Here is a 26701-nt window from a genome sequence, read left to right as displayed (position 1 = left end):
GGCCACCGGTACCGGCCGGTCGGACGCTTGAGTGTTCCTCCTCACGCTCCGTCGTCACCCGTCGGGATGGCCCGATGCTCAGGCGGTCAGCCCGAACTCACAGAACACCACCGACGCGTCGTCGGTGGACTTGTGCCGGCGCAGCCGATCCGGGTGGTCGCGCTCGGCGACCCGGACCCGGTCGAGCAGCGCCGCCGGCCCGTCGGCGCTCAACTGGTCCATGAGCCCCGGCCAGTCGGTCAGCCCGAACTGCTCGACCGCGCTGGACGCGCCGTCGCTGAGCAGCGCCGCCCGCCGCAGAGCCCTCGGGCCCTGCCGGGGCGCCGACCCGGTCACCGCGTGGAAGGCCGCGTCGGGGTCGGCCGCCGCGACCCAGTAGCCGTGGGTGCGGTTCATCCGCTCCCGCTGTACGCCGACCGCGTGCCGGAACCGGGTGACCGGGTCCGACGCCCCGGCCGGCACCATGGCGACCGTCTGCCGCAGCTCGGCCATCGCCACGTCCAGCCGATCGTCGGTGACCACGCTGATGTGCCCGCCCTCGTCGAGCACCAGCGGGCTGTCGCAGAGCACCAGGTAGTCCACCTGGTCGCCGCAGTCGCGCAGCAGGCACACGGTGCTGGACGGGGTGCCGGGATGGTCGAGGTCGCACTGCCCGCCGTGGTCGGCGCGGACGGCGAGGATGGCCGCGGCCAGGTTGCTGGTCAGGCGGGCCGCCGGACGCACCGCCTCGGCCACCGCGATCCGGGCGGCCAGGTGCCGGACGTACCACTCCGGCCCGTGCACACAGCCGGTGTCGAAGCCCTCCGGCACTGTCGCGCCGTCCAGGACGCCGACCAGCGGGCCGAACTGGAAGACGAGATCTTCGTTGACCGGGCGACCGGGGGCCGGCGCGGACGCGGAACGGACCCGCATCACCGGCGCCGACCCCGCCTGGCCGAACGGGTCACCGCTGCCGGATGTCGTCGACGGCGGCATGCGCCTGCCCCTGTACCTGTCCGGCGGAGGACCGGCCCTGCTCCCGGACTGCCGACATCCCCTGTTCGGCGGACGACCGCACCGACTGCGCCGCCTGCTGCGCGGGCTCCCGCATGTTGTCCCGGACCTGGTGGCCCACCTGGCTCGCCTGTTCGCGCAGCTCACCGGAGTGTTCGCTCACCATGCTGCGGGCCCGGCCGGCCAACTGCCGCTCCCGCCCGCTCGGCGGGACCAGGGACGCGGCCAACAGCCCGACCCCGAAGGCGACCACCCCTGCCGCGAGTGGGTTGCCCTGCGCCTCGTCGCGTACCGAGCTGGCCATGTGCGACATCCGCTCGCTGGACTGCTGAGCATTGTGGCTCGTGCTGCCCATCACCTTCTCCTTCGCTCGGGTGAGCGCGCCGCGGGCCTCGCCCACGCGGTCACCGGCGATCCGACGCGGGTTCACCCTGTCGGTCAGCGCGTCGACATCATTGCTCAACTCGTTGCGGGTCGTCTCGATCTCCCGCCGGATCCGATCCGGATCACTGGACATGATCTGCTCCCTCGCGACTCGATCATCGACCCCGCAGGGCATTCGGCAATTCCTGTGCGCTCTGCTTCGTCCGTGGCAGCACGGCACGCAATCGGCGCACCTGGGCTCGGGCGTTGATGAAGAGGCCACCGGCGATGGCTGCCCAGATGATCGCCACGATCAGCGCCGCCCAGCCCTGGTCCATCGTGTTGGAAAGCCCCCACCACGCGGCGTACGAGACGAACAGCACGGCCAGGAACCCGGCCAGCCCCGCCCCGCCGAACATGCCACCGGCCTTTCCGGCCTGACTCGCCTCCTCGCGCAGCTCGGCCTTGGCCAGCTCGACCTCCTTGCGCACGAGCGTGGAGAAATCCCGGGTCACGTCGCCCAGCAGGTCGCCAACCGATGCCTGGGCCCGCTCCTTCTCCGGGGCGCTCACGGTGCCACCCCGCCCGGCAGGTCACGCTCCGGCCGACCGACCGGCGAGACGTTCTGTGCCCGCGCCACTCCGCTGTACGGCTGGTCGGGCTGCTGCTGCCCGGCGCCGGCCGCCTGTCCCTGTGGAGGCGGTGGGCCGCCGGACATCTCCACGCCGCCACTGGCGGTCAGGCCACGAGTGAGCCGCCCGACCAGCAGCCCTGCCACCGCCGCGCCGGCGAGGAAGGTGCCCGGATGCTGTCGGGCGTACGTACGCACGTCGTCCAGCACCTCACCGGGCTCCCGTCCGTCAAGCCAACCGGCGGCGCGTTGAGCGGCGTCAGCCGCCCGGCGGACCGCCTGGCCGGCCAGCCCGGAGTCGCCGTCGCGTTCGGCCATCGAGTTGAGCCCCTGGCCCAGGTCACGCAGACCGTCGGCGGCCCTCTGCTGTTGCGACCGGGCCTGATCACGAAGCTGGTTGGTGGCCTCCCCGGTCAGGTGCCGGGCCTGCTGACGCGCCTCGGCCGCTACCTGCCCACCCTGCTTAGCCGCGGTGTGGGCAACCTGGCCGCCGGCCTGTGCGGCCTGGTGTCCGACCCGGGACGCCTCCTGCCGAGCCTGCTGGCCACTGCCGGTCGCACCCTGCGATGGCCGGCTCGGGTTGGCACCCGTCATGACCCCTCCCCCCGTCAGACCGCAGCCGCCTGAGCGGCGGCTCCGTGTTCGGGGTGCCTACCCGTCGTGCCTGGCGACATTCTCTGATCGGCGACGGCGGACCGGGCACCGAGGACGCGGGCCCTCAGGCGGGCAGGTTCGGGACGGGCACGACGACGTCATCACTGCGGGTGCATGGAAGGCCCGGCTCCGCCGGTCAGCGGCGGCGGTTGCGGGCGCGCGACGAGCGCAGCCGGCGGAGCCGGCCGATCAGCACGGGGTCGGCCGCGAGCGCGGCCGGATTGTCCAACAATCCGTTGAGCAGCTGGTAGTAGCGCGTCGAGGAGACCCCGAAAGTGTCCCGGACGGCCTGTTCCTTGGCCCCGGCGTGCCGCCACCACTGCTGCTCGAACGCGAGGATCGCCCGTTCGCGCGTGGTCAGTCCCACGGGCGGCGCGGTGGGCTCGGCCACGTCTTCGTCGTCCGGACCGATGTCGTCGGTGCTCTCGACGGGCGGCGCCGGCCGGGGGGTCGGGACGCTCGGCGCGCGGCCGCCGGTCGCCTCGTCCGCACGAGCGTCGGTGGACGGCTCGGGGGCGGCCGGGGCGGCGTCGGCGGGCATGGCGCTCAGCCTAACCAGGGATGACCAAGGTCGCAGCAGCCGGCACGGCCGGCCCGCACGTCGGAAGACCCGACGGCCGGACCGGCCGCGCCGTTGTCGCTCGTTGCCGTGTCGATGCCGGTCAGGAGATGTCGCGCCGCCGCATCGTCCAGAGCGCCGCCCCGAGGATCACCACCAGGCCGACGGAGAGCAGGACGGACGACTGCTGCCAGGTGATGTCCAGCGTGGCCGGATTGCACTCGCCGTAGTAGGTCGCGTTGCAGGCGTTCCAGTCCTCCAGGGTGACCTTCTTGGTCATCCACGCGATGGCGTACGTGGGCAGCAGCCACGCCTCGGCGAAGCGCACGTTCGCCATCGTCAGCAGGATGCCCAGCCCGAACTGGCCGACCACCATCAGCGCGACGACACCGCCGAGGGCCATCGCGGTGTGTCGTCCCAGCGAGGCCAGCGCGAACCCGATGGTGGTGATCACCAGCACCAGTGCCACGCCGCGCAGACCGGTCAGGGCGAACGACTGCCACGCCCCGGAGGTCATGTTGTCGGTGCTGCCCCGCAGCGTCGCGACGGCCCAGAACCCGGCGAACCAGAGCACTGCGGCGGGCAGCGTCACCGCCAGAATGCCGGTGAGCAGCGCGGCCAGCTTGGTGAGCAGCACGGTGAGCCGCTTCGGCCGCCAGAGCAGCAGGTTCATCATGCCGCCGTTGCTCCACTCGGCACCGATGAAGGACGCGCCGACCACGAACCCGACCAGCGCGAGGATTGCCGCGAACGGGATCAGCGTCTCGTCGAACGTCTTCCGGAAGTCGAACGACGACGGCAGGAACCACTTCGCGTCGATCTGGTCGCGGGTCGGCGGCGTGATCACCGAGCAGTCGTCGGGGTAGCGGCCGTCGTTCGGCGTGCCGGCCGTTTTGGCCTGCTCGCACGCGGTGCGCTCCTGCTCGCTCCAGCGCACCTGCTCCTGGTGCTGCTGGTCGGCCTGGCGTTCGGCCTTGGCGAGCTGACCGGCATCGATCTTCTGGTTGGTGAAGAAGACACCGACCACCACAGCGGCCAGCACCAGCAGGCCGAGCAGCGACATGTAGCGGGTGAAGCGCCGCTTGGCGAGCCGGCGCAGCTCCGTACGATAGAGGCTCACGCGCCCCACCCTCCTGCGGCGGTGCCGGGCTGGCCCGTCCCACCGACCTTCGTGGACTCGTCGACCTGCCGGTGCTGGCCGGGGACCGGCGCGGTGGCGGTCAGTTCGAGGAAGACACTCTCCAGATCGACCGCGATCGGGGCCAACTCGCTGACGTAGAGGTTCTGCTCGGCGAGCAGCCGGGTGATCGTGGCCGGCTTGTCGACGCCGGCCAGCATCAGGTGGTCCGGGTGCCCGGTGACCCGGACGCCGGCCCGGGTGAGCGCCTCGGTCGCGGCCGGCAGGTCGCTGACCGCTTCCAGCCGGATCCGGACCGCGCCGGACGAGTGCTGGGCGAGCACCTCGTCGACCGGGCCGAAGGCGACCCGTCGACCGAGCGAGATGATGGTGACCGAGTCGCAGATCAGTTGGATCTCGCCGAGGATGTGGCTGGACAGCACCACGGTCATCCCGGATTCGGCGAGCGTCCGCATCAGGGTTCGCATCTCCCGGATGCCGCCCGGGTCGAGGCCGTTGGCCGGCTCGTCGAGGATGAGCAGCTTCGGGTTCTTCAGCAGGGCGGAGGCGACGGCGAGCCGCTGCTTCATGCCCAGCGAGTACGTCTTGACCCGCTCGCCGGCCCGGTCGCGCAGCCCGACGAGCGCCAGCACCTCGTCGACCCGTGTCTGCGGCACCTCGCCCGCACCGGCCAGCAGGGACAGCGTGTCCCGGGCCGAGAAGTGCGGGAAGAACTGCGGGCTCTCCACGATCGCGCCGACCTGGCCGGCGACGGTGGGCAGCGCGTCGGGCACCTCGTGACCGAGCAGCGCCATCCGGCCGCCGTCGGGCCGGATCAGGCCGAGCAGTGTGCGCAGCGTGGTCGTCTTACCGGACCCGTTGGGGCCCAGGAAGCCGTGCACCTGCCCTGCCTCGACCCGCATGTCGAAGCCGTCGAGTGCGTTGCGGGTGCCGCGCCGACGACTCTTGTACGTCTTACGTAGACCTTCGATCTCCAGGACAGCTGGCAAGCTGCACCTCCCCGATGGGTGGGCGTGACAGCCGACACCATACGCGGTATGCAGGAGGGTGCAATACTCGGTATACACCGACGCGCCGATCGATGTGTTTCATCGACGGAACGTGACCGGTCAGGCGCAGACGACCTGCACGCCGGCCGCGCGGAACGCCTCCACCACCTCCGGCGCGGCGCCGGAGTCAGTGACCAGCGTCTCGACCCGCTCGACCGGGCAGATCCGGGCGAAGGCGTGACCGCCCAACTTGGACGAATCCGCAATTATCACGACTCGCTTCGCGCGGGCCACCATCAAGTTGTTCATGGCCGCCTCGCCCTCGTGGTGGGCGGCTGCGCCGAGCTGCGGATCGATCGCGTCCACGCCGAGCAGGGCGACGTCCAGCGTCACCTCGCGCAGCAGCGCCCCGCCCAGCGGGCCGACCAGCTCGAACGACTTCGGGCGTACCACCCCGCCAGCCACCACGACCTTCATCCGGGACCGCACGAGCAGTTCGTTGGCGATGTTCAACGCGTTGGTCACGACGGTGAGCTGGGCACCCTCGGCACTGGTGTTCAGGTCCGGTCGTACGGCCAGCGCCCGCGCCACCTCGGTGCTGGTGGTGCCGCCGTTCAGGCCGACGACCGTGCCGGGCGTGACGAGCGCGGCGGCGGCGGTGCCGATCCGCTGCTTCTCGGCCGAATGCTTGGCGGTCTTGTAGCGCAGCGGCAGGTCGTACGAGACACCGTTGGCGACCGCCCCACCCCGGGTCCGGGTGATCATCTGCTGCTGGGCGAGCTGGTCGAAGTCACGCCGGATGGTGGCCTGGGAGACGTCCAGCCGTTCGGCGGCCGCCTCGACGCTGACCCGGCCGTTGTCGGTCAGCATCTCCAGCAGGGCGTTCCATCTGGCGTAGCGGTCCACCGCGGGGGCCCTCCCAGTGACTGCACGAACGGTGATTGATTGCGTGCACACTAGTGCGCGAAACTGGGTCGGCGCAAAAGACTGGACTGCGCGATCGGCCAGTCGGTTGCCACGGCCACCCCGGTTCGCGCAGAATAACGCGCGAAATACGGGTGTAACGAGCCGTATTGCGCACAGGTCGGCCTGCGAGGAGTTTCCCATGACGTACGTGGACGCGGAGATCGCGAGCCAACCCGACTGCTGGCGGGAAGCCGCCCGACTGTCGAGCGAGGTACACGGCGACCTTCCGCGCCCCGGCGAGCGGGTCGCCGTCGTCGGTTGCGGCACGTCGTGGTTCATGGCGATGGCGTACGCCTCCCGGCGCGAACAGGCCGGCCAGGGCGAGACCGACGCGTTCCAGGCGTCCGAGTTCCCCGCCGGCCGCCGCTACGACCGGCTGATCGCCATCACCCGCTCCGGCACCACCACCGAGGTGCTGGAACTGCTCGCCGCGCTGCGCGGGCAGACGCCCACCACCGTCATCGTCGGCGACCCGGCGTCCCCGGCGGTCGAGCTGGCCACCGCCGCGGTGACGATGCCCTTCGCCGACGAGCGGTCGGTCGTGCAGACCCGCTTCGCGACCACCGCGCTGGCCCTGCTGCGGGCCCACCTCGGTGACCCGGTGACCGCACTCGCCGCCGACGCGGAGGTTGCGGTGCGCTCCCCGTTGCCGATCGACCCGGCCTCCATCGAGCAGGTCACCTTCCTCGGTCGGGGGTGGACGGTCGGCCTGGCCCAGGAGGCCGCGCTGAAGTGCCGCGAGGCGGCCACCTTCTGGGCCGAGGCGTACCCGGCCATGGACTACCGGCACGGCCCCATCTCGGTCGCCGCCCCCGGCCGGCTGGTCTGGGCCTTCGGCGAGCTGCCCGACGGGCTGCCCGAGGACGTGGCGGCCACCGGCGCGGCCTTCGTGCACAGCCGTACGCACGGCTGGCGCACGGCGCTCGGCAGCTGGTCGGCAGGCCGCACCCCGGTCGACCCGATGGCCGACCTGATCCTGGCCCAGCGCTTCGCCGTCGCGCTGGCGACGAGCCGCGGCCTCGACCCGGACGCGCCCCGGCACCTCAGCCGGTCCGTGGTGCTGGCGTGAGCGCGAGGAGTGAGCCGGGTTTGCGAGCCCCGCAGTCGCGAACCAGGATGGCGCCGTGAGCGCGAGGAGTGAGCCGGGTTTGCGAGCCCCGCAGTCGCGAACCGGGATAACGCCGTGAGTGACGGCGCCGACCGGGTGGTCGTTGCGCTGGACGTCGGCGGCACCGGCATGAAGTGCGCGCTGGTCCGGCCGGACGGCGTGGCCGTACGCACCGAGCGACACCCCACCGACGCCGCCCGCGGCCCGGCTGCCGTGGTCGACACCATCCTCGACGTCGCCGAAGGGCTGGCCGCCAAGGCGCGTGCCGACGGGCTCACCCCGGTCGCGGTCGGCATCGCCGTTCCCGGGGTCGTGGACGAGGCGCGCGGGGTCGCGGTCTGGTCGGCGAATGTGGGCTTCCGGGACGTACCCCTGCGGGACCTGGTGGCGACGCGCCTCGGCCTGCCCACGGCGCTCGGCCACGACGTGCGCGCCGGGGGTCTCGCCGAGGCCCGGCTCGGCGCCGGGCGCGGCACCGGCCACGTGCTCTTCGTGGCGATCGGCACCGGCATCGCCGCCGCGCACGTCGTCGACGGCGTGGCCTCCGTCGGCGCACACGGTGCGGCCGGGGAGATCGGCCACATCCTGGTACGCCCCGGCGGCCCGCGCTGCGGCTGCGGGCGGCCCGGCTGCCTGGAGGCGGTGGCCTCGGCCGCCGCGATCGGCCGTCGGTACGCGGAGCTGGCCGGCGGAACACCCGACCCGGCGGTGACGGCGGCCGTGGTGGCCGAACGGGCGGCGGCCGGCGAACCCCTCGCCGGGCAGGTATGGCGGGAGGCGGTCGACGCGCTCGCCGACGGCCTGGCCAGCGGGCAGGCGCTGTTCGACGTGGCGATGATCGTGCTCGGCGGCGGCCTGGCCCAGGCCGGGGACCTGCTCTTCGGCCCCCTGCGGGTGGCGATGCACGATCGGATGACCTTCCACCGGGAGCCGCGGCTGGTCGCGGCGGCCCTCGACGACGAGGCCGGCTGCCTCGGCGCTGCCCTGCTCGCCCTGGACGCCCTGGACGCCGCCGGCGTCGGTGACCATCAGGAGGAACGATGACGGCACGGGTGAACGGCCGAGTGGTGAGCCCGACCGGTGTGATCCGGCAGGGCTGCGTCGAGTGGGACGGTGACCGGATCACCGCCGTGGCCGAGTATCCGTCGGTCCGCGACGGGCACTGGATCCTGCCCGGCTTCGTCGACATGCACACGCACGGCGGCGGCGGGCACACCTTCACCACCGGGGACGCCGACCAGGCCCGCGCGGCGGCCGGCTTCCACCTGGCGCACGGCACCACCACCCTGCTGGCCAGCCTGGTCAGCTCACCGTTCACGGTGATGCGGGCGGCCACCGAGGCGTTCGCGCCGCTGGTCGACGAGGGTGTGCTGGCGGGTGTCCACTTCGAAGGCCCGTACCTCTCGGATGCCCGCTGCGGCGCGCAGAACCCGGAGCACCTCCGCGACCCGTCCACCGACGAACTGGCCGAACTGATCGAACTGGGCCGGGGCGCGATCCGGATGGTCACCCTCGCCCCCGAGCGCGACGGAGCGCTGGAGGCGATCAAGCTGCTCACCGCCCAGCGCGTGGTGGCCGCCGTGGGCCACACCGACGCCACCTACGAGCAGACCCGCGCGGCGATCGCCGCTGGCGCGAGCGTGGGTACGCATCTGTTCAACGGCATGCGGCCGGTGCACCACCGTGAGCCGGGGCCGGTGGTGGCCCTGCTCGACGCGCCCACCGTGATCTGTGAGCTGGTCGCCGACGGGGTGCACCTGCACGACGGCATCCTGACCTTCGCCACGGCGACCGTCGGCCCCGACCGGGCGGCGCTGATCACCGACGCGATGGCCGCCGCCGGGATGGCCGACGGCGAGTACGAGTTGGGTGGCCAGGCCGTCACCGTGGCCGACGGGGTGGCCCGGCTCGCCCGCGACGGCGCGATCGCCGGCAGCACCCTGACCATGGACGCAGCGCTGCGGCACGCCGTGGACGCCGGCATCCCGATGGCCGACGCAGCTCGGATGGTAGCCACTACCCCGGCGCGGGCCATCGGCCTGGGCGACCAGGTGGGTGCCCTTCAAGTCGGCCTCCGCGCCGACCTGGTGGTGCTGGACGAGGACCTGAACGTGGTTCGAGTGCTGCGCGGCGGCTCCTGGGTGGAGTAAGGCTCGGCCAGCCGCTCCACGCGCGCCCGTGTGCAGCGGCTGCGGCGGCGTCGGTGGCTGCGTCGGTGTCGGTGGCTACAGCGGCGTCGGTCACCGACGCCGGCCCGGCCGACCTGACATGTGGTTCGCGGGCCCTTTGGAGCTGAATCGCTTACGACATCACGCCCTCAGCCCTTCAGTCCTCAGCCCTTCAGTCCAGCCCTTCAACGACCAGCAGCAGCCGAGGGGCGCTGGGTATTGGCGCTGCCGTGGGCCGTGGGCACTGGGCACTGGGCGATGGCTATTGGGCGCAGGCTGGTGTGCCTGGGCGTGGGCCGCCAACCTGTCGGCCAGCAGCCAGCGGCCAGCAGCCAGCAGCCAGCAGCCAGCGGCCAGCGGCCAGCGGCCAGCGGCTGAATCGTTTGCGACATCAGCTCCAAAGGCAGCGACAGGTGCGGGTGGAGGCGAGCCCGGCCACGTGCCGCGAGCGGCTGCTGATCGCCGAGGGCTGGCTGCCCTACCGACCACACCCCACCCGGCCACGCGAGCACCTGACAAACGGGACCACCGCAAGCACCCGACGGCCGGAACCGCAGCAGCACCCGACCGGGTGCCAGGGACGGGCACGGCACGACTGTGCCGGGTCAACTGATGGCGGTGACCTCGACGCCGAGGACGGCCTGTTCGTCGGGGCGGTGCACCAGCACATCGGCCAGGTACGACTGGACCGCGTGGCGCATCCCGACGTCCCGGCCGGCCTGCTCGGAGAGCAGCCACTTGTGCTCGATGATCTGCGCGAACAGTTCCTGCGGCTCCAGCTTCCGCCGCAGGTGCGCGGGTACGGCCCGGACCACCGGCTCGAAGACCTCGGTGAGCCAGCGGTGCGCCGCCTGCTGTTCGTCGATCAGGTCACTCTCCGCCCGGTAGGCGTCCAGGTCGTTGAGCAGCTTGCGGGCCTGGTTCTCCTCGGCGTCCAGGCCGGTCAGCCGCAGGAGCCGCCGGGTGTGGTAGCCGGCGTCGACCACCTTCGGGCGGACCAGGTAACGCCCGTCCTCGATGCTCGACATGGCGACCTCGGCCACGTCGAAACCCAACTCGTTGAGGCGGCGGATCCGGCCCTCGATGTCGTGCCGGGCCTCCCGCTCGATCGCCTGCTCATAGGTGATCTCGTGCCAGAGCCGCTCGTACCGCTGCACGACCTCCTCACAGACCACCTCCGGGTCGATGGACTCGTGCAGCAGGCCGGCGGCCTGCAGGTCCAGCGCCTCGCCGAAGATGTTCACCCGGGCGATCTCCAGGTCCTCGCCGCGCTGCCCGTTGGAGAGCGAGTTGTGCAGGGCGCCCGTCTCCGCGTCGACCAGGTAGGCGGCGAACGCGCCCGCGTCGCGGCGGAACAGCGTGTTGGACAGCGAGCAGTCGCCCCAGAAGAAGCCGGTCAGGTGCATCCGCACGATCAGGGCGGCGAGCGCGTCGAGCAGCCGGCTCATCGTCTCGGGCCGCAGGGTGTGCGAGAAGAGCGCCCGGTACGGCAGCGAGAACTGCAGGTGCCGGGTGATCAGCACCGATTCGAGGGGTTCCCCGTCATCTGTCTGCCGGTCGGCGACGACCGCCACCGCCTCCACCGACGGGAAGTCGATCCGCTCCAGGGCCCGCAGCAGGTCGTACTCCCGCTCGGCGATCCGCTCGCGGGTCTCCTTGAACGCGTAGACATACTCGCCGAGCCGGACGAACCGGACGATGTGTCGGGAGATGCCCTGCGGCAGGGCCACCAGGTGCTGGGCAGGCCACTCCTCCAGCGGTGTCGACCAGGGCAGGTCGAGCAGCGCCGGGTCAACGAGGGCAGAGGTGATCCGCACGGGCACAAGCATGACGGGTCGCCCCCGCATCCGCCTCACATCGTGGTTGGGCCCACAGCACCCAAGGACAGGCGACCACGGCCGCCCCGGCCCGCGCCGGTCCGGCCGCACCGGAGGCCGGTAGCGTGGTGCCGTGCTCAAACCCACGGGGGTACGACGTGAGCTGCGGCTGCGTCCGGTCCGGCCGGCCGGCTGGTGGTTCGATGCGCTGCTGCTGATCGGGTTCGGCGCGTTGACCCTGGCCCTCGCCGCAGGCGCGTTGCTCGGCCTGGACCTCGCGGTCCGGGAATGGGCCTACGCCCACCACCCGGCACCGATCTACTGGACCGCGCGGGTGTTCAATTTCCTGGGGCAGGGTGGCTGGCTGCTGATGCCGCTCTCCGGGGCGCTCGCCGTGGCAGTGGCCTGGCGGGCCCGCACAGTCCGGCCGCTGCTGCTGGTGGCGGGGGCGTTCGTGCTCCTTTATCTGACGGTCGGGCCGCTCAAGGTTCTGACCGACCGGGCCGCACCCAGCTCCGATCTGCCGCCGACCCAGTCGGTTCGGATCTTCAACGACCTGCCGCCCACCGAGTACGACCTGTCCTACCCGTCTGGGCATGTCGCCAACGCGATCGTCTGGTACGGCGTGATGGCCGTACTGCTGACCGCGTTGACGGCGGGGCGACTGCACCCGACGGTGCGCCGACTGATCCGCTTCGCCCCGCCAGCGATCCTGCTGATCACCACGACCTACCTGAACTTCCACTGGCTCACCGACGGTGTCGCGGCCCTGCTGCTGGGGCTCTTCCTGGACCGGCTGCTGCACCGGGTGCCCTGGGATGAGCTGCCTCTCCCCGGTCGGCTACGCGAGTGGGACCGGCCGTTCACCTCGTACCCCTAGGGTTTCGGCCCGTGGACCAACTGACGCGGCGGCTCGGCGTACCCGATGCGGTTGTCATCGGGTTGGGCTCGATGCTCGGCGCGGGCGTCTTCGTGGTCTTCGGCCCGGCCGCGGCGGCGGCCGGCGGTGCCGGCCTGCTGCCGGCGCTGGTGCTGGCCGGGTTCATCGCCTACTGCAACGCGACCAGTTCGGCGCGGCTGGCGGCTCGCTACCCGGAGTCCGGTGGGACCTACGTCTACGGTCGGGAGCGTCTCGGGCCGTTCGCCGGATTCGTGGCCGGCTGGGGCTTCGTGGTCGGCAAGACGGCGAGCTGCGCGGCCATGGCGTTGACAATCGGGGCGTACCTGTGGCCAGGGCAGGCCCGGCTTGTCGCGGTCGGCGCGGTGCTCGCGGTGACCGCGGTGAACCTGCGCGGCATCGGTAAGACGGCCACCGCCACGAAGGCCCTGGTGGCGGTGGTGCTCGCGGTGCTGGCCCTGGTCGCGGTCGTCGGCGTCGGTGGAGGCGGTCTGGATCTGGACCGGCTCGGTGACTCCGGCGGGTCGAGTCGGGGTGTGCTCACCGCCGCCGGGCTGCTGTTCTTCGCCTTCGCCGGGTACGCGCGGATCGCCACGCTCGGCGAGGAGGTGCGCGACCCGCAGCGGACCATCCCCAGGGCCGTGCCGCTGGCGCTCGGGGCGGTGCTCGTGATCTACCTGGTGCTGGCCGTGGTGACGCTCGGCGTGCTCGGCGCCGACCGGCTGGCCGACTCCGCAGCGCCCCTGGTCGACGTGGTGACCGCCGCCGGACTGCCCGGTCTGGCCTGGGTGGTCCGCGCCGGGGCCACGATCGCCGTCGTCGGGGTGCTGCTCTCCCTGGTCGCCGGGGTCGGCCGGACCACGCTCGCGATGGCCCGCCGACGCGACCTGCCCGGCGCGTTGGCCGCCGTGCACCAGGTGCACCAGGTGCCGCACCGCGCCGAACTGGCCGTCGCCGCCGTGGTGATCGTGGTGGTGCTGCTCGGCGACGTCCGCGAGGCGATCGGGTTCTCCAGTTGCACAGTGCTCGTCTACTACGCGATCACCAACGCTGCGGCGCTGACCCTGGGCCGGGACCCGGACCGGTGGCTGCCGGTCCGGGTCCTCGCCGGCCTGGGCCTGGTCGGCTGCCTGCTGCTCGCGGTCAACCTGCCGCTGGGCAGCGTCGTCGCGGGCTTCGGCGTGCTGGCCGCCGGCGCCGCCGGGTACGCGCTGCGCCCCGCCCGCCGCAGACCGGAGTAGGCCAACGACGGCCAGGGTCAGCGACTCAGCCGTTGGTAGCGGCGCACCGCCAGCGGCGCGAACACCGCGACCAGGAGCACCGGCCACGCCACCGCCAACAGCAGGGGTCGGACCCAGGATGCGGAAACGCATGACACTGATTGTCGCTCAGTGTCGGCCGGGTCCGGTTGCCCGGCTCCGGTCGGCAGGTGGTGTCGTCGACCGGTCAGGTGGGCCGCGTCGCGGTGGAGTCCGGCTTGTTGCCGACGTCCGGGTCGCTCGGTTCCACAGCGCGCGGCCTGACCGCCGCGCCCCGAGCCGGCGGTACGGCACCGTCGGCCGGCGACAACGGAACCGGCACCGGGTGAACCGCGCCGGCCGCCGAGGCGGCGACCTCCTGGTCGGTTGGCACCGACCTGGTGACGGTGGCCGGCAGCGTGGGCGGGGCGCACTGCCGGGTCAGCCAGTCCAGGCCGTGTCGGCGGGCGACCACGGTGAGCCGGTCACCCGCGAAGATCACCTGCCGGGGGTCGAGGTCCTTCCACCAGACCGTCCTGCCCCCGCCGGCCGGGGTCCGGGCGATCAGCCGGACCTGCCCGTCCCGGCTGACCGTGCCCAGTGGACGGCCGTCCAGCGCGGAACCGGCGGCGACCGGCACCTCGGCGACCGGCAGCGCATGCCGGTCGACCGGGATGGTGGTGATCACCGCGCGTTCGGTGAGCGCTCCGATGAAGGCCGGGGCAGCCAGGTAGGAGACCGACCGGGACACCCCGAGAGCGAAGGTCTCCTCCACCCGTTCGGCGAGGTCACCGTCGAAGAGCCGCAACACCACCCGCAGGTCGGCACGGAGATCACGGGCAGCGAGCGCCGCCTCCAGGTTGGCCACGTCGTCGGTGGACGCCACCACCAACGCCTGGCAGTCGGCCACCGACGCGGCGACAAGCGTCTCCGGCAGCGCGGCGTCGCCGACGATCAGCGGCACCTCCAGTTGACGGGCCAGGGCGGCGCCACGTGGCTCCGGAACCTTGTCGATGGCCACCACCTCGACGCCGTACTCACGCAGTTGCGCCATCACGCGCGTGCCGACGTTGCCCAGGCCGATCACCACCACGTGCCCGGCCCGGGCCGGCTGCTGCCGGCCGGTGTGCAGGGCGAGCCGGGCGTTGACGATGCCGTCCACCACCACGGCGGTGATCAACGGGATCAGCGCGAGCCCGGCCAGGTTGAGCACCACCTGCATGACCTGCGCGTCCGCCGGCTTGCCGGTGTCCGGGTCGGCGCCGCTGAGTGTGGTGACAAGCGTCAAATACAGCGCCTCCAACGGGGAGACGTCCTCGGCACGGGAGATGAGCGCCCCCAGCACCGCGATCAGCGCGAGCACCAGCATCACCGCGATGCCGATCTTGCGGGTGGCGAAGCCGCGTGCCGCCCGCATCAGCACCGCGACCGGGCGGCGCCGCCGACGGGCCCGGACCAGCCGGCGGGCGGCCACCTCGGTGCCGGGCGGCTGACCGGTCGCCTCGGCCAACACCAGGTCCGCGCCGGCCTGCTCGGCCGGCAGCAGCTCGACACCGTGCTCCTCGCTGAGGTGGGCCAACGCGCACACCACGTCCTGCGGCCGGACGTCGGCCCGCCGGGCCACCCGCAGCGTCTTGTCCCGATGTTGGAAGGAGCTGGGGTCGACTTCGCCGAGCGCGGCGGCCACGAACGCCGGCGCGGCCATCTCGGCGTCGGAGAGCACCTCGACCGGCGCCTTGAGCAGTTTGCGTACGCCGTCGGCGAGGGTGCCGTTGAACATCCGCAGCACCTGGCGGACCCGCTGGTCGACGGCCTGGGCGCAGAGCGCGGCGTGCAGGTTGCCCACGTCGTCCTGGTGCAGCAGTGCCAGCCCGGCCGCCCCGGCCAGGCCGGCGGTCTCGAAGGTGGCCACGTCCAGCCGGTCGGAGCGGACCACCCGGACCCCGCGCAGCGCGGCCACGTCCGGCCCGTCGCTGGGGTAGCGCTCCGGCACCACCACGGTCACCCGGGCCCCGCCGACGGGCAGCTCGGATTCGAGGATCGCGCGGGCCACGTAGTAGGCGAGCGAGTCCCGGCCACAGATCACGTAGTGGGGGCGCGGATCCCCGGCGGACCGTAGCCGCCAGTTCCACTCGACCGCCCGTCGCGCCCGGTCCCGCCACGGCTCCGCCATGTCCGGATCGTAGTCAGCACGACCACGCTGGGCGACCCCGTCCGGATCATCCCACCTCAGGAATGCCGGCCCGGGCGGCGGGTAGAGCAGCGACATGCAGACCTTCCTCCCGTACCCGGACTTCCTGGCCAGCGCCCGCGTGCTGGACCAGAAGCGGCTGGGCAAGCAGCGGGTGGAGGCCATCCAGGTGCTGCGCGGGCTGACCCGGCCCGGGTACGGCTGGCGCAACCACCCGGCGGTGAAGATGTGGGCCGGGTACGAAGAGGCGCTCACCCGCTACGGGCTGGACATGTGCGCGGTCTGGACCGAGCCGGGTCGGGCCGACACGTGCGCCGCCACGCTGACCGTCGACCTGGCCGCCGCCTGCGGGGCCGGGGTCGTACGCACGCAGGACGAGCTGGCCTCCGCCAGTGAGCTGCCACCGTGGCTGGGCCGCGACGACCTGCACGTCAGCCACCGCGCGTCGCTGCTGCGCAAGGACCCGGCGCACTACGGCCCGATCTTCGGTCCCGACGTGCCGACGGACCTGGAGTACGTCTGGCCGGCCTCCGACAGAGCGCGCCGTTGCCTCCCGTAGGGGAGACTGGCCGTAAGGGAGGTGCCCGTGGCGCTGTCGCAAGTGGTGGGTCGGCTCATCGGCGTACGTCAGCATGAGGTGGACCCGGGCGGCGACGGCGCGGACCGCGTGCCGCGACCGGTCGCGGCGGTGGTGGTGGGCGGCGGCATCGCCGGCATGTCGGCGGCGGTCGTGCTGGCCGAGCGGGGCGTGGCGGTGACGGTGCTGGAGGCCGCGCCGACGCTCGGCGGTCGGCTCGGCGCGTGGCCGGAGGCGCTCGCCGACGGCAGCCAGCAGAACGAGCATGGTTTTCACGCGTTCTTCCGTCAGTACTACAACTGGCGTTCCATCCTCCGTCGCGTCGACCCCGGCCTGGGCTTCCTCAAGCCGATTCCGGGCTATCCGATCCTCAGCGAGCAGTGGCCGACGGAGGAGTTCGGCAAGTTGCCGCCGGCACCGCCGGCGAACCTGTTGGCGCTGCTGCTGCGCAGCCCCAGCCTGCGCCTGGCCGACCTGCGGTCGATGGACCGGGACGCCGCGCTGCCGCTGCTCAGCTACGACCCGGTGCGCACCTACGCCGAGCTGGACGACTCCACCGCCGACGAGTTGCTGGCCTCGCTGCGGCTGCCGGACCGGGCGCGGGCCATGCTGTTCGAGGTCTTCTCGCACTCGTTCTTCAACCACGAGGCGGAGATGTCGGCCGCCGAGATGGTCGCCCAGTTCCACTTCTATCTGCTCGGCAACCCGGAGGGGCTGGCCTTCGACTGCCCCGATGAGGACTACGCGACGGCGATCTGGGAGCCGCTGACCCGACACGTGGAGAAGCACGGCGGCCGGGTGCTGACCGGGTCCGCCGCGACAGGTGTGCACCGCGACGCCGACGGCTGGCGGGTGACGACCACCGACGGCGGCAGTCACGCGGCGGGCCACGTGGTGCTGGCCGTGGATCCGCCGGCCCTGGCGGCACTGGTGGCGGCCTCCCCCGACCTGGTCGGGCAGGCACCGGAACTGGTGGCGCGGATGCCCGCGTTCGGCACGCCCGGGCCGCCGTACGCCGTGGCCCGGTTCTGGTGCGACGGGGACGTGTCCGCCGAGCGGGCGGTGTTCAGCGGCGTGTCCCGGCAGCCCACATTGGATTCGGTGACGCTCTATCACCGGCTGGAGAACGAGTCGCGGCGCTGGGCGCGGCAGGCCGGCGGGTCGGTCATCGAGCTGCACGCCTACGCCTGCGAGCCCGACGTGCCGGCCGACGAGCTGGCCGAGCGGATGCGCCGCGAGCTGGTGACGCTCTGGCCGGAGGCCGCCGACCTGCGGGTCCGCGAGGTGCGCGCCCGGGTGGAGGCGCAGGCGCCGGCGTTCACGCCGGGCAGCCACGCCTGGCGTCCGGGGGTACGCACCGACGCGACAGGCCTCTACCTGGCCGGCGACGGCATCGCCACGGACTTCCCGAGCGCCCTGATGGAACGCTCGGCGGCGACCGGGATCATCGCCGCGAACCACATCCTGCGCGCGGAGGGCGGCGCGACCGAGCCGGTACGGTCCATCCGGCCCCGAGGGCTGCTGGCCGGGCGATCGAAATACGTTGCCCCTCTCTCCCCTGCCGACCTACCGTGATCGCGCAAGGTCAACCACCGCCGCGGGAGCAGATCATGACGATGTCGCACGTCACCACCGTGCCGTCGTCCGTGCTGCTGCCCGGCGGCGGTTGCCGAGCGGAAGGTCCCCGGGCGGGCCGGCCCGACTGACGCGTACCCGAACGCGCTGAGCCGCCTCGTCCGACAGCCGGACCGGGCGGCTCTTCGCCGTCCGGAGCAGTCCGCCCCTGGAAGGAGATCCCGGTGGACGCCGTCCTCGTCATCAACGCCGACCTCGGCCCGCTGCACCGGGTCACCGTTCAACACGCCATCCGGATGCTCTGCCGCCGGGTGGCCGAGATCCACGAGGCGGAGCCGGACCAGGTGATCGGTGTCTTCCCGATGCCCCGGGTGGTGCGGCTGGTCCGCTACGTGGTCACCCGGTGGCGGTTCAGCGCCGGGCCGGCCTGGTCCCGGGCTGGCGTGCTGCGCCGCGACGACCGGTGCTGCGCGTACTGCGGTGGTCCGGCGTCGACCATCGACCACATCCTGCCCCGCTCGCGGGGCGGCCGGAACACCTGGCGGAACACCACCGCCGCCTGCTACGGCTGCAACCAGCGCAAGGGTGACCGGACGCCGGCGGAGGCGGGCATGCCGCTGCGCCGGGAGCCGGTGAACCCGGGCTGGGCGGCGCTGGCCGGGCGGTGACGGACCGGGCCGGCGGGAACGGGGGGCCGCGTCTGGGGTACGTCCCCGGCGCGGCACCCGCCGGCCCCCGGTCAGGCGGCGCGTTCCTTGACCTTCGGCTTCGGGCGGCCGTTGGCGCAGTGCACCCGGATCTCGCTGCGATGCTCGGCCGAGGTCAGCTCGACCTGGACCCGCTTCGCCGGGCCGGGGTCGTACGGCTGCGCCCGGTAGCCCGGGGCGGGGGTCACCGCGAGCACCTCAGGCCCCACCCCGACGCAGCGAACAGCGACGGTTCCGCCCTGAGCGTTCACGTTCACGCCCGCCAGCACGGTAGGTGTGGGTGTGGGCGTGACCCGGGTCGGGTTCGGTCGCGGGGTGCTGGCCGCCGGGCTCGGGACGGACGGGCCGCCCGCCCCGACGGTTGGGCCGGATGGCGAGCTGGACGGGGTGCTCCCGGCCGAGCGTGCGGTGGCAGGGCGAGAGTCGGTCGGGTCAGGCTGCGGCAGCCCAACCGCGGTGGCGCCGCCCGGGCCGGCGCTGGTTCCCGGGGTGGCCGCATCACGCTCACGGGTGCCAGAATCGCCCAGCGAACCGGCCATCGCCATCGCCGCGACCACCGCGCCGCCGACCGCCAGCACCGCCCGCCGCCGACGCCAGGACCGCGGCCGGGCCGTAGTGACCACCCCGACTGTCGCACCACCGACCGGCCCGGTGGAACGGGCATCCCCGTCGCCACCGGGCGAGCACGGACCAACGGCCACCCCACTGGCACCGGCGGTCCGGTCGAGGCCGGTATCCGGCTTGGGGGCAGGGCCCGGATCGACGTGCGGCTCACCGGCGCCGGCGATCGGGTCGGGGCTGATGTCCGGCTCTGGCGCCGCACCGACGGCAGCGGGATCGGACGTGGCTGACGCCGCGCTGGCGGCGGAGCGCAGGATCCGCGCCGCCTCTACGGCCGGCGGCCGGTCGGCCGGGTCGTGAGCCAGGCACCAGCGGCCGAGCCGCTGGATCTCGGCCCCGTGGATGTCGGGCAGCGGGTCCGGCTCGACCTGCGTGGACGCGCGGAGCATCCCGGCCTGCGCCTCGGCGGCCCAGGGCAGCCGACCGGTGAGCACCCGGTGCAGGAGCAGGCCGAGGGCGTACACATCGGAGGCCGGCAGCACCTCGCCGGCCGCCAGCCGCTCCGGCGCGAGGTAGGCCGGTGTGCCGAGCAACCGCCCCTCGAAGTCGACCTCCGGGTCGCCGATGGCGGCCGCGATGCCGAAGTCGAGCATCTTCGCACCGGCGGGGGTGAGCATCACGTTGCCCGGCTTGATGTCGCGGTGCACCAGCCCTTGGGCGTGTGCGGCCGCGAGCGCAGACGCCACCTCGGCGCAGATCCGCAACCCGGCGCGGGGCGGCAGCGGCCCTGCGTTCAGTCGTTGTTCGAGGGTGTGGCCGTCGAGCAGTTCCAGCACCACGAACGGCACCACTACACCGTCGAGCGGCGACTCACCGTAGTCGTAGACGTTTGTGACGTGCGGATGCGACAACCGGGCTGCCGCCTTGGCCTCGGCCCGGATCCGCCGCCTGCCGTGGGCGCCCGAGACGACAAGCACCTTCACCGCCACGTCCCGTTCGAGCACCTCGTCGTACGCCCGGTGCACCGCGGACATACCGCCACTGCCGAGACGCTCCAGGAGCCGGTAGCGGCCCGCAAGCAACCGATCACGCTGCACGACCGACAGCCTGCCGTACGACCCGGAGCCGACACCACCCGGGATCGAGGTTTCACAATGCGTGGAATCGGCGCCCGTCACAGCCGTCCCAATCCGGATACCCGTGGTTGTCCGCCCGCCAAACGCGCAGCCGCCGGCCGGCTCAGCCGCACCGGCAGGTACCCACCCACGCTCCCTTTGCTCTGCTTCAACCCACGCAACACTGATGGCGCGTAAGTGTTGCGTGGGTTGAAGCAGAGCAAAGGACCTGCGGTGTAGGTGGTCCGGCGGGCCGCCAGGCCCCGGCGGCCAGCGGGCCGACGGGTCGACGGGTCAGCGGGTCGACGGCCAGCAGGTCGGCTGCTGACGGTCCGGCGAGGCCTGGCCGTCGGAACTGACGTCCCAGCACCTGACGCGGCAGCCTGAGCGATCAGACCTCGGTCGGCGCTTGCCAGGCGAAGCGGGGGGTACGGCGCTCGGCCGCGGCCGCCACCCCTTCCCGGGCCTCGCCGCTGCTGGCCACCTTCCGGTGCCACCAGGCGATTCGTGCCGGCCCGGCCCGGTCGTCGACGATCTCCTTGGCTGCGGCGACGCTCAGCGGCGAGCGCTGGGCGATCGTGGCGGTGAGTTCGTCCACCCGTGCGGCGAACCGGTCTGCGGGCAGCACCTCGTCGACCAAGCCGATCCGCAGGGCGCGCTCGGTGTCGATCAGCTCGGCGGTGAACAACAGGTGCTTGGCGGCGGACGGGCCGACCAGCCGGGCCAGCCGGCGGGTCGTCGGCGCGGGATAGACCAGGCCGAGCCGGGCCGGCGGTACGCCGAAGCGGGCGTCGGCGGCGGCGATCCGCAGATCGCAGGCGACGGCGAGCTGGCAGCCACCGCCGACGCAGGCTCCCCGGATGGCCGCCACTGTCGGCTTGGCGAAGCTGGCCAGCCGCTCCTCGGCGGCCACCGCGATGCTGGCGTCGCCCGCCTCCAGGAGCTCGGCCAGGTCACCGAGGTCCGCACCGGCGCAGAAGGCGTCACCCGCGCCGGTGAGCACCAGCGCCCGTACGTCGGGGTCGGGCTCCAGCCGGTCGAGCAGCTCGGGCAGCTGCCGCCACATGGCTGCCGTCATCGCGTTGCGGCGGGCCGGGTTGTGGATCACCACTGTCGCCACCGGCCCGGTCACCTCGACGGTCAACTCCGCGTCCGACACGTCCGCCCCTCTCCGCGCCAGCGTCCGACGCCGCTGATCCGACCCACCGACACGCGGCGGTCAGGCGACCATAACGGCGCGGACCCGGCGACCACCCGTGAGGGGGTGGCCGCCGGGCCCGGCGTCGATCAGCTCAGGTCAGGAGACGGTGAGCGCCGTGTCGTCGACCACGAAGGACGTCTGCAGCGAGGAGTCCTCGGTGCCGGTGAACCTCAGGCTGACGGTCTGACCGGCGTACGCGGCCAGGGAGAAGGACTTCTGGCTGTAGCTGGTGCCCTTGTTCAGGTTCGAGTAGGTCGCCAGCGTCGCCAGCACCGTTCCGCTCGAGTTGAGCACCTGCACGGTGAGCTTGTCGTACGCGACGCTGGTGGTCGTCTCGGCCGAGTTGACGTACAGCCAGAAGCTGAGGGCGTACGACGAGCAGCCGGCCGGCAGGCTCACCGACTGGGCGAGCGTCTCGGTGCGGGTGCTGCCATACCCGTTCAGCCACGCCTTGTACGACCCGGTGCGGGCCGGGCGGGTGCTGGAGTTGGTGATGACGCCGGAGCTGGCCGTCCAGCCGGTCGCGCCGGACTCGAAGCCCGGGTTGGCCAGCTTCTGACCCGGCGCGGTGCAGCCGCCACCGGTGCCGTTCACGGTCAGCGAGTACGTGGCGCTGCGGGTGACCGCGCCGGCACCGTTGACGGTGATCGAGTAGGTGCCGGGCGGGGTGCTCGCCGAGGTGCTGATGGTGAGGGTGGACGAGCCGCCCGAGGTCACCGAAGCGGGGCTGAACGCGGCGGTGGCCCCGCTGGGCAGGCCGGACGCGGAGAACGTCACGGTCTGCGCCGTACCGCTGGTGGTGGCGGTCGCCACTGTGGTGGAGACCGAGCTGCCCGGGTTGACCGATCCGGCGGTCGGTGAGAGCGCCACCGAGAAGTCGTTGCCGGTCGAGCAGGTGGCGTCGTTGCCCGCCACGTTCACAGCGGTCCAGGCGGCCTGCACGGCCTTGTACTCGGTGGAGCAGCTGCCGTACAGGTCGGTGGCCGCCCGCAGGGTGTAGGCGCGGGCGGTGTTCGCCGGGTTGCTGGTGTTGACGTACGACGTGTTGGAGGTGAAGTACACGTCCAGCGCGCGGTACCAGATCTTCTCGGCCTTGGCCCGGCCGATGCCGGTCACCCCGGGAGCCGAGCCGCAGACCGGCGAGGTGCCGTACGACGTGGCGCCGGTGCCCTCGGCGAGGTTGAAGAAGAAGTGGTTGGCGACGCCGGAGGAGTAGTGCACGTCCTTGTTCCGGGTGCTGGTGGACCAGCAGCTGTCGGACGAGCCGTCCAGCGACGGGTTGTACATGTAGCGCAGCGGCGTACCGTTGCCATTGATGTTGATCTTCTCACCGACCTGGTAGTCGCCCGGGTCGCTCGGCGCAGCGGCGTAGAACTCCACCATGTTGCCGAAGATGTCGCTCGTGGCCTCGTTGAGGCCACCGGACTCGCCGGAGTAGACCAGGCCGGCCAGCGCCTCGGTGACACCGTGGCTCATCTCGTGCCCAGCCACGTCCAGCGAGACGAGGGGGCGGGAGTTGCTGGAGCCGTCACCGTAGGTCATCTGGGCGCCGTCCCAGAAGGCGTTGACGTAGTTGTTGCCGTAGTGCACCCGGCTCGGCACGCCGTTGCCGTTGCCGAAGATCCCGTTGCGGCCGTGCACGTTCTTGAAGTAGTCGAACGTCTTCGCGGCACCGAAGTGCGCGTCGACGGCGGCCGACTGCCGGTTGGACGTGGCGCCGTTGCCCCAGGCGTTGTCGGCGTCGGTGAACGTGGTGCAGGTGGACGTGCCGTTGTTCATGTCGCAGGTACGGCCGTTGCCGCGCGCCGGGTCGATCATCTGGTACGTGCTGCCGGAGAGCGTCGTGTCGATGCTGACCGAGCCGCTGTAGACGCCCTGGCCGCTGCCGACCACCGACTCGATCTCGTCGTACGACCCCACTGCCGCGCCGGTGACGGCGTCGGTGATGACGTGCAGCCGGGACGGGGTCTGCCCGTCGGGCTGCCAGCCGCTGACCACCGTCTCCCAGGCGAGTCGACCCTTGCCGGAGCTGGCGTCGACGAACAGCTCGGGTGCGCCTACCGATTCCGCCTTGCCGGTGAACTCGGCGCGGGCGGCCTTCTTGGCCGCGTCGGCGGTGACCTTGGCCGTGGTGGCGACGGTCAGCGGTGCGGCGAGTCCGACCGAACTGCCGGCGTAGGTGCCGTTGGGAGCGGTGTGGATGACGAAGTCACCGCCGTACACCCGAAGGCCGTGGTAGGTCCGGGTGTAACGGGTGTGCGCCGCGCCGGAGGCGTCCACCTTGGTGCTCTGCACCTGGTAGGACTCGGCGCTCGAACCCTGGACTGCGCCGGGGTTCGTTCGCAGGACGGTCGCCGCCTGTGCCGCGGCGGAGACGCCCGGCGCGGGGGCGGTGGGTGGGGCCGCTTGTGCCGCGGTGGCGACACAGGTCAGCAGGCCGCTGGTGAGCAGCGCTGCGCTGACGGCGGCGACGGATCGTTTCACGTGCCCTCCTGGAAGGAGAAAGAGTGTGACGGGGGTAGTCACGCATGTAGATATAGCCATGTGTCGACGAAAAGAGAAGGGCTGAACCGTTCCCAGACATCGACATTGGCCGAACGGATGAGTGCCTTGACAAGGGAACCAACGGCCCGCATCGCGCGTCCGACGGACATGAGACCCGCCTCGACAGCCGGTGCCACGATCGCGCTCCTGGCCGTTTTCCTGGTCGGCTGCACCAGCACCGACCAGGCCGACACCTCGCAGGCCCAGCCGTCGGCCACCGCCGACGGCACCTCGGCCACTGCCGTTCCGCCGTCCGCTGTCCCCGCCACCCCGGCACCCACGCCGACCGCCTCCGGCGCCACCGACAGCTCGCCCGCGCGCGTGCTCCTGTTCCGCTCCGGCGGCTTCGCCGGACGCGGCGACCAGGTGACCGTCGAGCCGGACGGCCGGTGGACGGCGGTGGACCGGGCCGGCAGCCGGCGTACCGGCCAACTCGACCCCGCCGACCTCGGCCGGCTACGCGGGCTCGCCGCCGACCCCCGGCTGACCACCGAGGGCCGCCAGGACACCAGAACGACCAGTTGCTCGGACGCGTTCAGCTACCGGCTGACCGTCGGCACCATCGAGACCGGGTACGTCGACTGCCCCGCCGACCCCGCACCGCCGCCGGCCACCCGGGCGCTTGTCGAACTGCTGCTCCGGGCCACCGACTAACGCCCGGCCCTCAGACCAGATAGTCCTCAGGCAGGCCGGTGCCACGCAGCTCCGGCGGCAGATGCGCCACGTCGTTGACGGCGATCAGGTTCGGTGGCCCCGCCAGGCCGTACCGGATCACGGTCAACCCCGCGTTGTGCGAGTTCAACCCCAGCCACCGCCGCTCCGGCGCGTCCAGCGCGTGCCGGACCAGCCAGCCGATCAGAAAGGCGTGCGTCACCACCAGCTCACGGACCGGCTCACCGCCGGCGGCACCCTCGGAATCGTCCGCCGGCACGGCGAAGCGCCGCACCGCCGCCGCCGTCACCCGCGGCCCGTCGGCCCGCTCGGCCGCCGAGAACCGGCCCAGAAACTCGGCGTACGCCGACGGTAGGCCGGCCGGATCCGTGTCGTGCGGGAGGTGGTCACCGGCCAGCTCCGACGCGTACACCGGAACCCCGGGCAGCGACGCGGCGACCAGCTCGGCGGTCTGCGCGGCCCGGCGCAGCGGCCCGTGGTGGACGGCAGCGAACGAGCGGCCCCGTAGCCGCTCGCCGAGCAACGTGGCCTGTCGCCGGCCCCGCTCCGACAGGCCGGTGTCCGGCTCGCCGGGACCGGTCAGGTCCTGCTCGGCGTGCCGGGCCAGGTACAGCAGTCGCGTCCGCACGCTTCCCATCCCAGCACGCCGAAGGGCGCGGGATTGACCCGCGCCCTTCGGTCTCGGTAGCCGGCTCAGTCCACCCGGCCGGCCGCCGCCCGCGCGAAGGTGACCGACACCCACAGCCAACCGGCCGTCACCGCCAGACCAAAGGCCACCATGACGGCCGGAGACGGACGGACCATCAGCGCCACCCAGGCCATCGCGAAGAAGACCCCCGTCGCCAGGCTCAACGCGGCCCGTCCGCGCGCCTCATGGCGGCCTGCCCGACGTGCCGCCACCACTGTCGCGACGATCAGCGACACGAAGGCGACCGCCGCCACCAGGAAGTGCAGGCCACCGTGCCAGCTGATCTGGCCGGCACCCCGGGGCGTGCCCGCCGGGAACCCGTCGGCCGGGTCGGCGCTGAAGATCCCCGCCCCGATGCAGCCTGGGTCATCGGTCCACCCCTACGCCCGGGGGAACATCTGGCCGATGCGGATCCGGTTGCCGAACGGGTCGCGGATGCCGAAGTCGATGCCGTACGGGCGCTCGGTCGGCTCGTCGGTGATCTCGACGCCCTTCGCCACGAGATCCTCGTACGTCTTGTGGGCGTCGTCGGTGGTCATGAAGAGGTACCCACCCAGGGCACCCTTGGTGAGCAGCTCCCGGACCTGCTCGGCGGTGGCCGGGTCCAGCGCCGGCGGCCCCGGCTTCTCCAGCAGGATCTCGCGCTCCGGGTCGCCGGGCAGGTTGACCGTCAACCAGCGCATGAAGCCGAGATCCTGATCGGTGTTGATCTCCATGCCGAGCTTGTTGACGTAAAAGTCAAGCGCCTCGTCCTGGTCGAGGACGTAGATCTGGGAGCGGCTGATCGCGTTCATCGTCATGCCCATGACGCTAGACGTCGCCCCTGACCTGCTGCTTATCCAAAACCGCTTGGTCTCGTCCAGGCCTTGGTGAAGCAGGACGGCACGTTCGTCGGTGCGACGTGGCGACGCCGAAAATCCGAGGGCGACTCGCCGACGATCTGTCGGAACGTCCGGCTGAACGTGCCCAGGCTGCCGAAGCCGACCGCGTAGCAGACGTCGGTGACGTCCCGGTCGGTCTCCACCAGCAGCGCCATCGCCCGCTCCATCCGGCGCCGCTGGAGGTAGCGGTGCGGAGTCTCGCCGAACGTCGCCCGGAACGTCCGGATGAAATGCGCCTCGGAGACGTGCGCGATCCGGGCCAGCGCCGGGATGTCCAACGGCTGGGCGTACGCCCGGTCCATCGCGTCCCGGGCACGCAGCATCGCCCGGTTCGACGCCTCCGCCGCGCGACTCATCGACCCCTCCCGCTCGGCTCGTTGCCCGGCCCAGGCTACCGCCCGGCCTGGCCAGCGCAGGGGGTCAGCTGACCTCGGGCGGGTTGCTGGGTACGCGCGGACAGCGGTTGC

26 protein-coding genes are annotated in these 26701 nt (G+C 72.5%); 9 read left to right on the top strand and 17 right to left on the bottom strand.

Annotation, left to right across the window (positions count from 1 at the left end; translation table 11 throughout):
• Positions 1-78: 78 nt before the first annotated feature.
• The 8 genes from ABZ780_RS18785 to ABZ780_RS18750 all read right to left on the bottom strand — a co-directional run bounded on the left by ABZ780_RS18785 (position 79) and on the right by ABZ780_RS18750 (position 6233).
• Positions 79-975, bottom strand: coding sequence for a hypothetical protein (locus tag ABZ780_RS18785; RefSeq protein ID WP_357010131.1), 897 nt, complete (start codon positions 973-975; stop codon positions 79-81).
• The gene (locus ABZ780_RS18780; RefSeq protein ID WP_357010128.1) at positions 944-1510 is read right to left on the bottom strand and encodes a DUF3618 domain-containing protein; all 567 of its coding nucleotides are present in this window, start codon (positions 1508-1510) and stop codon (positions 944-946) included. Before ABZ780_RS18780 ends, ABZ780_RS18785 begins: the two co-directional genes overlap by 32 nt.
• Before the next feature lie 22 nt (positions 1511-1532).
• Positions 1533-1928, bottom strand: a complete 396-nt coding sequence (locus tag ABZ780_RS18775) for a phage holin family protein (protein WP_357010125.1) — start codon at positions 1926-1928, stop codon at positions 1533-1535.
• Positions 1925-2581 carry a hypothetical protein gene (locus tag ABZ780_RS18770; protein ID WP_357010122.1) on the bottom strand — a complete coding sequence of 219 codons (657 nt, stop codon included), beginning with the start codon at positions 2579-2581 and terminating at the stop codon, positions 1925-1927. Before ABZ780_RS18770 ends, ABZ780_RS18775 begins: the two co-directional genes overlap by 4 nt.
• 196 nt (positions 2582-2777) lie before the next feature.
• Positions 2778-3182 (bottom strand): DUF3263 domain-containing protein, encoded by a 405-nt coding sequence (locus ABZ780_RS18765; RefSeq protein WP_357486775.1) that lies wholly within the window; start codon positions 3180-3182, stop codon positions 2778-2780.
• 121 nt (positions 3183-3303) lie between these two features.
• On the bottom strand, positions 3304-4320 hold the full coding sequence (locus ABZ780_RS18760) for an ABC transporter permease subunit (RefSeq protein WP_357010118.1): 1017 nt from the start codon (positions 4318-4320) through the stop codon (positions 3304-3306).
• Positions 4317-5327: an ATP-binding cassette domain-containing protein gene (locus ABZ780_RS18755; protein ID WP_357010116.1), complete on the bottom strand. Its 1011-nt coding sequence runs from the start codon at positions 5325-5327 to the stop codon at positions 4317-4319. Before ABZ780_RS18755 ends, ABZ780_RS18760 begins: the two co-directional genes overlap by 4 nt.
• A gap of 120 nt (positions 5328-5447) precedes the next feature.
• Entirely contained in the window at positions 5448-6233 is a 786-nt protein-coding gene (locus ABZ780_RS18750) for a DeoR/GlpR family DNA-binding transcription regulator (RefSeq protein WP_357010114.1), read from the bottom strand.
• A 199-nt stretch (positions 6234-6432) separates the two neighbouring features.
• Between ABZ780_RS18750 and ABZ780_RS18745 the strand changes: the two genes are divergently transcribed.
• The 3 genes from ABZ780_RS18745 (at position 6433) to nagA (ending at position 9551) form a co-directional block, all read left to right on the top strand.
• Positions 6433-7362, top strand: a complete 930-nt coding sequence (locus ABZ780_RS18745; RefSeq protein ID WP_357010111.1) for a sugar isomerase — start codon at positions 6433-6435, stop codon at positions 7360-7362.
• A 114-nt stretch (positions 7363-7476) separates the two neighbouring features.
• Complete coding sequence (locus ABZ780_RS18740; protein ID WP_357010109.1) at positions 7477-8445, top strand: ROK family protein; 969 nt, start codon at positions 7477-7479, stop codon at positions 8443-8445.
• Positions 8442-9551 carry an N-acetylglucosamine-6-phosphate deacetylase gene (gene nagA, locus ABZ780_RS18735; RefSeq protein ID WP_357010107.1) on the top strand — a complete coding sequence of 370 codons (1110 nt, stop codon included), beginning with the start codon at positions 8442-8444 and terminating at the stop codon, positions 9549-9551. Before ABZ780_RS18740 ends, nagA begins: the two co-directional genes overlap by 4 nt.
• Before the next feature lie 623 nt (positions 9552-10174).
• On the opposite strand, the gene ABZ780_RS18730 is transcribed toward nagA, so the two are convergent.
• Positions 10175-11398 (bottom strand): DUF4032 domain-containing protein, encoded by a 1224-nt coding sequence (locus ABZ780_RS18730; protein ID WP_357010104.1) that lies wholly within the window; start codon positions 11396-11398, stop codon positions 10175-10177.
• 121 nt (positions 11399-11519) lie between these two features.
• Between ABZ780_RS18730 and ABZ780_RS18725 the strand changes: the two genes are divergently transcribed.
• The gene (locus tag ABZ780_RS18725; protein ID WP_357010101.1) at positions 11520-12266 is read left to right on the top strand and encodes a phosphatase PAP2 family protein; all 747 of its coding nucleotides are present in this window, start codon (positions 11520-11522) and stop codon (positions 12264-12266) included.
• 11 nt (positions 12267-12277) lie between these two features.
• The gene (locus tag ABZ780_RS18720; protein WP_357010098.1) at positions 12278-13525 is read left to right on the top strand and encodes an APC family permease; all 1248 of its coding nucleotides are present in this window, start codon (positions 12278-12280) and stop codon (positions 13523-13525) included.
• A 205-nt stretch (positions 13526-13730) separates the two neighbouring features.
• Here the strand turns inward: ABZ780_RS18720 and ABZ780_RS18715 are convergent, their stop codons facing one another.
• Entirely contained in the window at positions 13731-15695 is a 1965-nt protein-coding gene (locus tag ABZ780_RS18715) for an NAD-binding protein (RefSeq protein WP_357010095.1), read from the bottom strand.
• Positions 15696-15789: 94 nt separating this feature from the next.
• Between ABZ780_RS18715 and ABZ780_RS18710 the strand changes: the two genes are divergently transcribed.
• The 3 genes from ABZ780_RS18710 (at position 15790) to ABZ780_RS18700 (ending at position 18533) form a co-directional block, all read left to right on the top strand.
• Entirely contained in the window at positions 15790-16272 is a 483-nt protein-coding gene (locus ABZ780_RS18710) for an MSMEG_6728 family protein (RefSeq protein ID WP_357486773.1), read from the top strand.
• A 27-nt stretch (positions 16273-16299) separates the two neighbouring features.
• Positions 16300-17865, top strand: coding sequence for an FAD-dependent oxidoreductase (locus tag ABZ780_RS18705; RefSeq protein ID WP_357010090.1), 1566 nt, complete (start codon positions 16300-16302; stop codon positions 17863-17865).
• Positions 17866-18089: 224 nt separating this feature from the next.
• Positions 18090-18533, top strand: a complete 444-nt coding sequence (locus ABZ780_RS18700) for an HNH endonuclease (RefSeq protein ID WP_357010087.1) — start codon at positions 18090-18092, stop codon at positions 18531-18533.
• 71 nt (positions 18534-18604) lie between these two features.
• On the opposite strand, the gene ABZ780_RS18695 is transcribed toward ABZ780_RS18700, so the two are convergent.
• From ABZ780_RS18695 to ABZ780_RS18685, 3 genes are all read right to left on the bottom strand, one after another.
• The gene (locus ABZ780_RS18695; RefSeq protein ID WP_357010085.1) at positions 18605-20230 is read right to left on the bottom strand and encodes a serine/threonine-protein kinase; all 1626 of its coding nucleotides are present in this window, start codon (positions 20228-20230) and stop codon (positions 18605-18607) included.
• 409 nt (positions 20231-20639) lie between these two features.
• Complete coding sequence (locus ABZ780_RS18690) at positions 20640-21407, bottom strand: enoyl-CoA hydratase/isomerase family protein (RefSeq protein ID WP_357010083.1); 768 nt, start codon at positions 21405-21407, stop codon at positions 20640-20642.
• Between the two features lie 138 nt (positions 21408-21545).
• Complete coding sequence (locus tag ABZ780_RS18685) at positions 21546-23933, bottom strand: M4 family metallopeptidase (protein WP_357010080.1); 2388 nt, start codon at positions 23931-23933, stop codon at positions 21546-21548.
• Between the two features lie 168 nt (positions 23934-24101).
• Between ABZ780_RS18685 and ABZ780_RS18680 the strand changes: the two genes are divergently transcribed.
• Positions 24102-24647, top strand: a complete 546-nt coding sequence (locus ABZ780_RS18680; protein ID WP_357010077.1) for a hypothetical protein — start codon at positions 24102-24104, stop codon at positions 24645-24647.
• A 10-nt stretch (positions 24648-24657) separates the two neighbouring features.
• Here ABZ780_RS18680 and ABZ780_RS18675 read toward each other — a convergent pair whose 3' ends face one another.
• From ABZ780_RS18675 to ABZ780_RS18660, 4 genes are read right to left on the bottom strand one after another with little or no spacing between them, the layout of a single operon-like run.
• A complete protein-coding gene (locus ABZ780_RS18675; RefSeq protein ID WP_357010074.1) occupies positions 24658-25302 on the bottom strand; it encodes a histidine phosphatase family protein in 645 nt (214 codons plus the stop codon).
• A 56-nt stretch (positions 25303-25358) separates the two neighbouring features.
• Positions 25359-25709: a DUF998 domain-containing protein gene (locus ABZ780_RS18670; protein ID WP_357010718.1), complete on the bottom strand. Its 351-nt coding sequence runs from the start codon at positions 25707-25709 to the stop codon at positions 25359-25361.
• Positions 25710-25733: 24 nt separating this feature from the next.
• On the bottom strand, positions 25734-26153 hold the full coding sequence (locus ABZ780_RS18665; protein ID WP_357010071.1) for a VOC family protein: 420 nt from the start codon (positions 26151-26153) through the stop codon (positions 25734-25736).
• Between the two features lie 35 nt (positions 26154-26188).
• On the bottom strand, positions 26189-26590 hold the full coding sequence (locus tag ABZ780_RS18660) for an AraC family transcriptional regulator (protein WP_357010068.1): 402 nt from the start codon (positions 26588-26590) through the stop codon (positions 26189-26191).
• Positions 26591-26701: the final 111 nt, after the last annotated feature.

Source organism: Micromonospora sp. NPDC047467 (assembly GCF_040643095.1).
Taxonomy (GTDB): Bacteria; Actinomycetota; Actinomycetes; order Mycobacteriales; family Micromonosporaceae; genus Micromonospora.
Note: the sequence above shows the minus strand (reverse complement) of the source record. Positions and strands in the feature narration are given on the sequence as shown.

Bases quoted from the DNA above. Each gene is read 5' to 3' on its own strand.
- ABZ780_RS18730 (WP_357010104.1), bottom strand. From the start codon at position 11,398: ATGCTTGTGCCCGTGCGGATCACCTCTGCCCTCGTTGACCCGGCGCTG.
- ABZ780_RS18710 (WP_357486773.1), top strand. From the start codon at position 15,790: ATGCAGACCTTCCTCCCGTACCCGGACTTCCTGGCCAGCGCCCGCGTG.
- ABZ780_RS18715 (WP_357010095.1), bottom strand. From the start codon at position 15,695: ATGGCGGAGCCGTGGCGGGACCGGGCGCGACGGGCGGTCGAGTGGAAC.
- ABZ780_RS18785 (WP_357010131.1), bottom strand. From the start codon at position 975: ATGCCGCCGTCGACGACATCCGGCAGCGGTGACCCGTTCGGCCAGGCG.
- ABZ780_RS18680 (WP_357010077.1), top strand. From the start codon at position 24,102: ATGAGACCCGCCTCGACAGCCGGTGCCACGATCGCGCTCCTGGCCGTT.
- ABZ780_RS18745 (WP_357010111.1), top strand. From the start codon at position 6,433: ATGACGTACGTGGACGCGGAGATCGCGAGCCAACCCGACTGCTGGCGG.
- ABZ780_RS18765 (WP_357486775.1), bottom strand. From the start codon at position 3,182: ATGCCCGCCGACGCCGCCCCGGCCGCCCCCGAGCCGTCCACCGACGCT.
- ABZ780_RS18665 (WP_357010071.1), bottom strand. From the start codon at position 26,153: ATGACGATGAACGCGATCAGCCGCTCCCAGATCTACGTCCTCGACCAG.
- ABZ780_RS18770 (WP_357010122.1), bottom strand. From the start codon at position 2,581: ATGACGGGTGCCAACCCGAGCCGGCCATCGCAGGGTGCGACCGGCAGT.
- nagA (WP_357010107.1), top strand. From the start codon at position 8,442: ATGACGGCACGGGTGAACGGCCGAGTGGTGAGCCCGACCGGTGTGATC.
- ABZ780_RS18660 (WP_357010068.1), bottom strand. From the start codon at position 26,590: ATGAGTCGCGCGGCGGAGGCGTCGAACCGGGCGATGCTGCGTGCCCGG.
- ABZ780_RS18675 (WP_357010074.1), bottom strand. From the start codon at position 25,302: ATGGGAAGCGTGCGGACGCGACTGCTGTACCTGGCCCGGCACGCCGAG.
- ABZ780_RS18780 (WP_357010128.1), bottom strand. From the start codon at position 1,510: ATGTCCAGTGATCCGGATCGGATCCGGCGGGAGATCGAGACGACCCGC.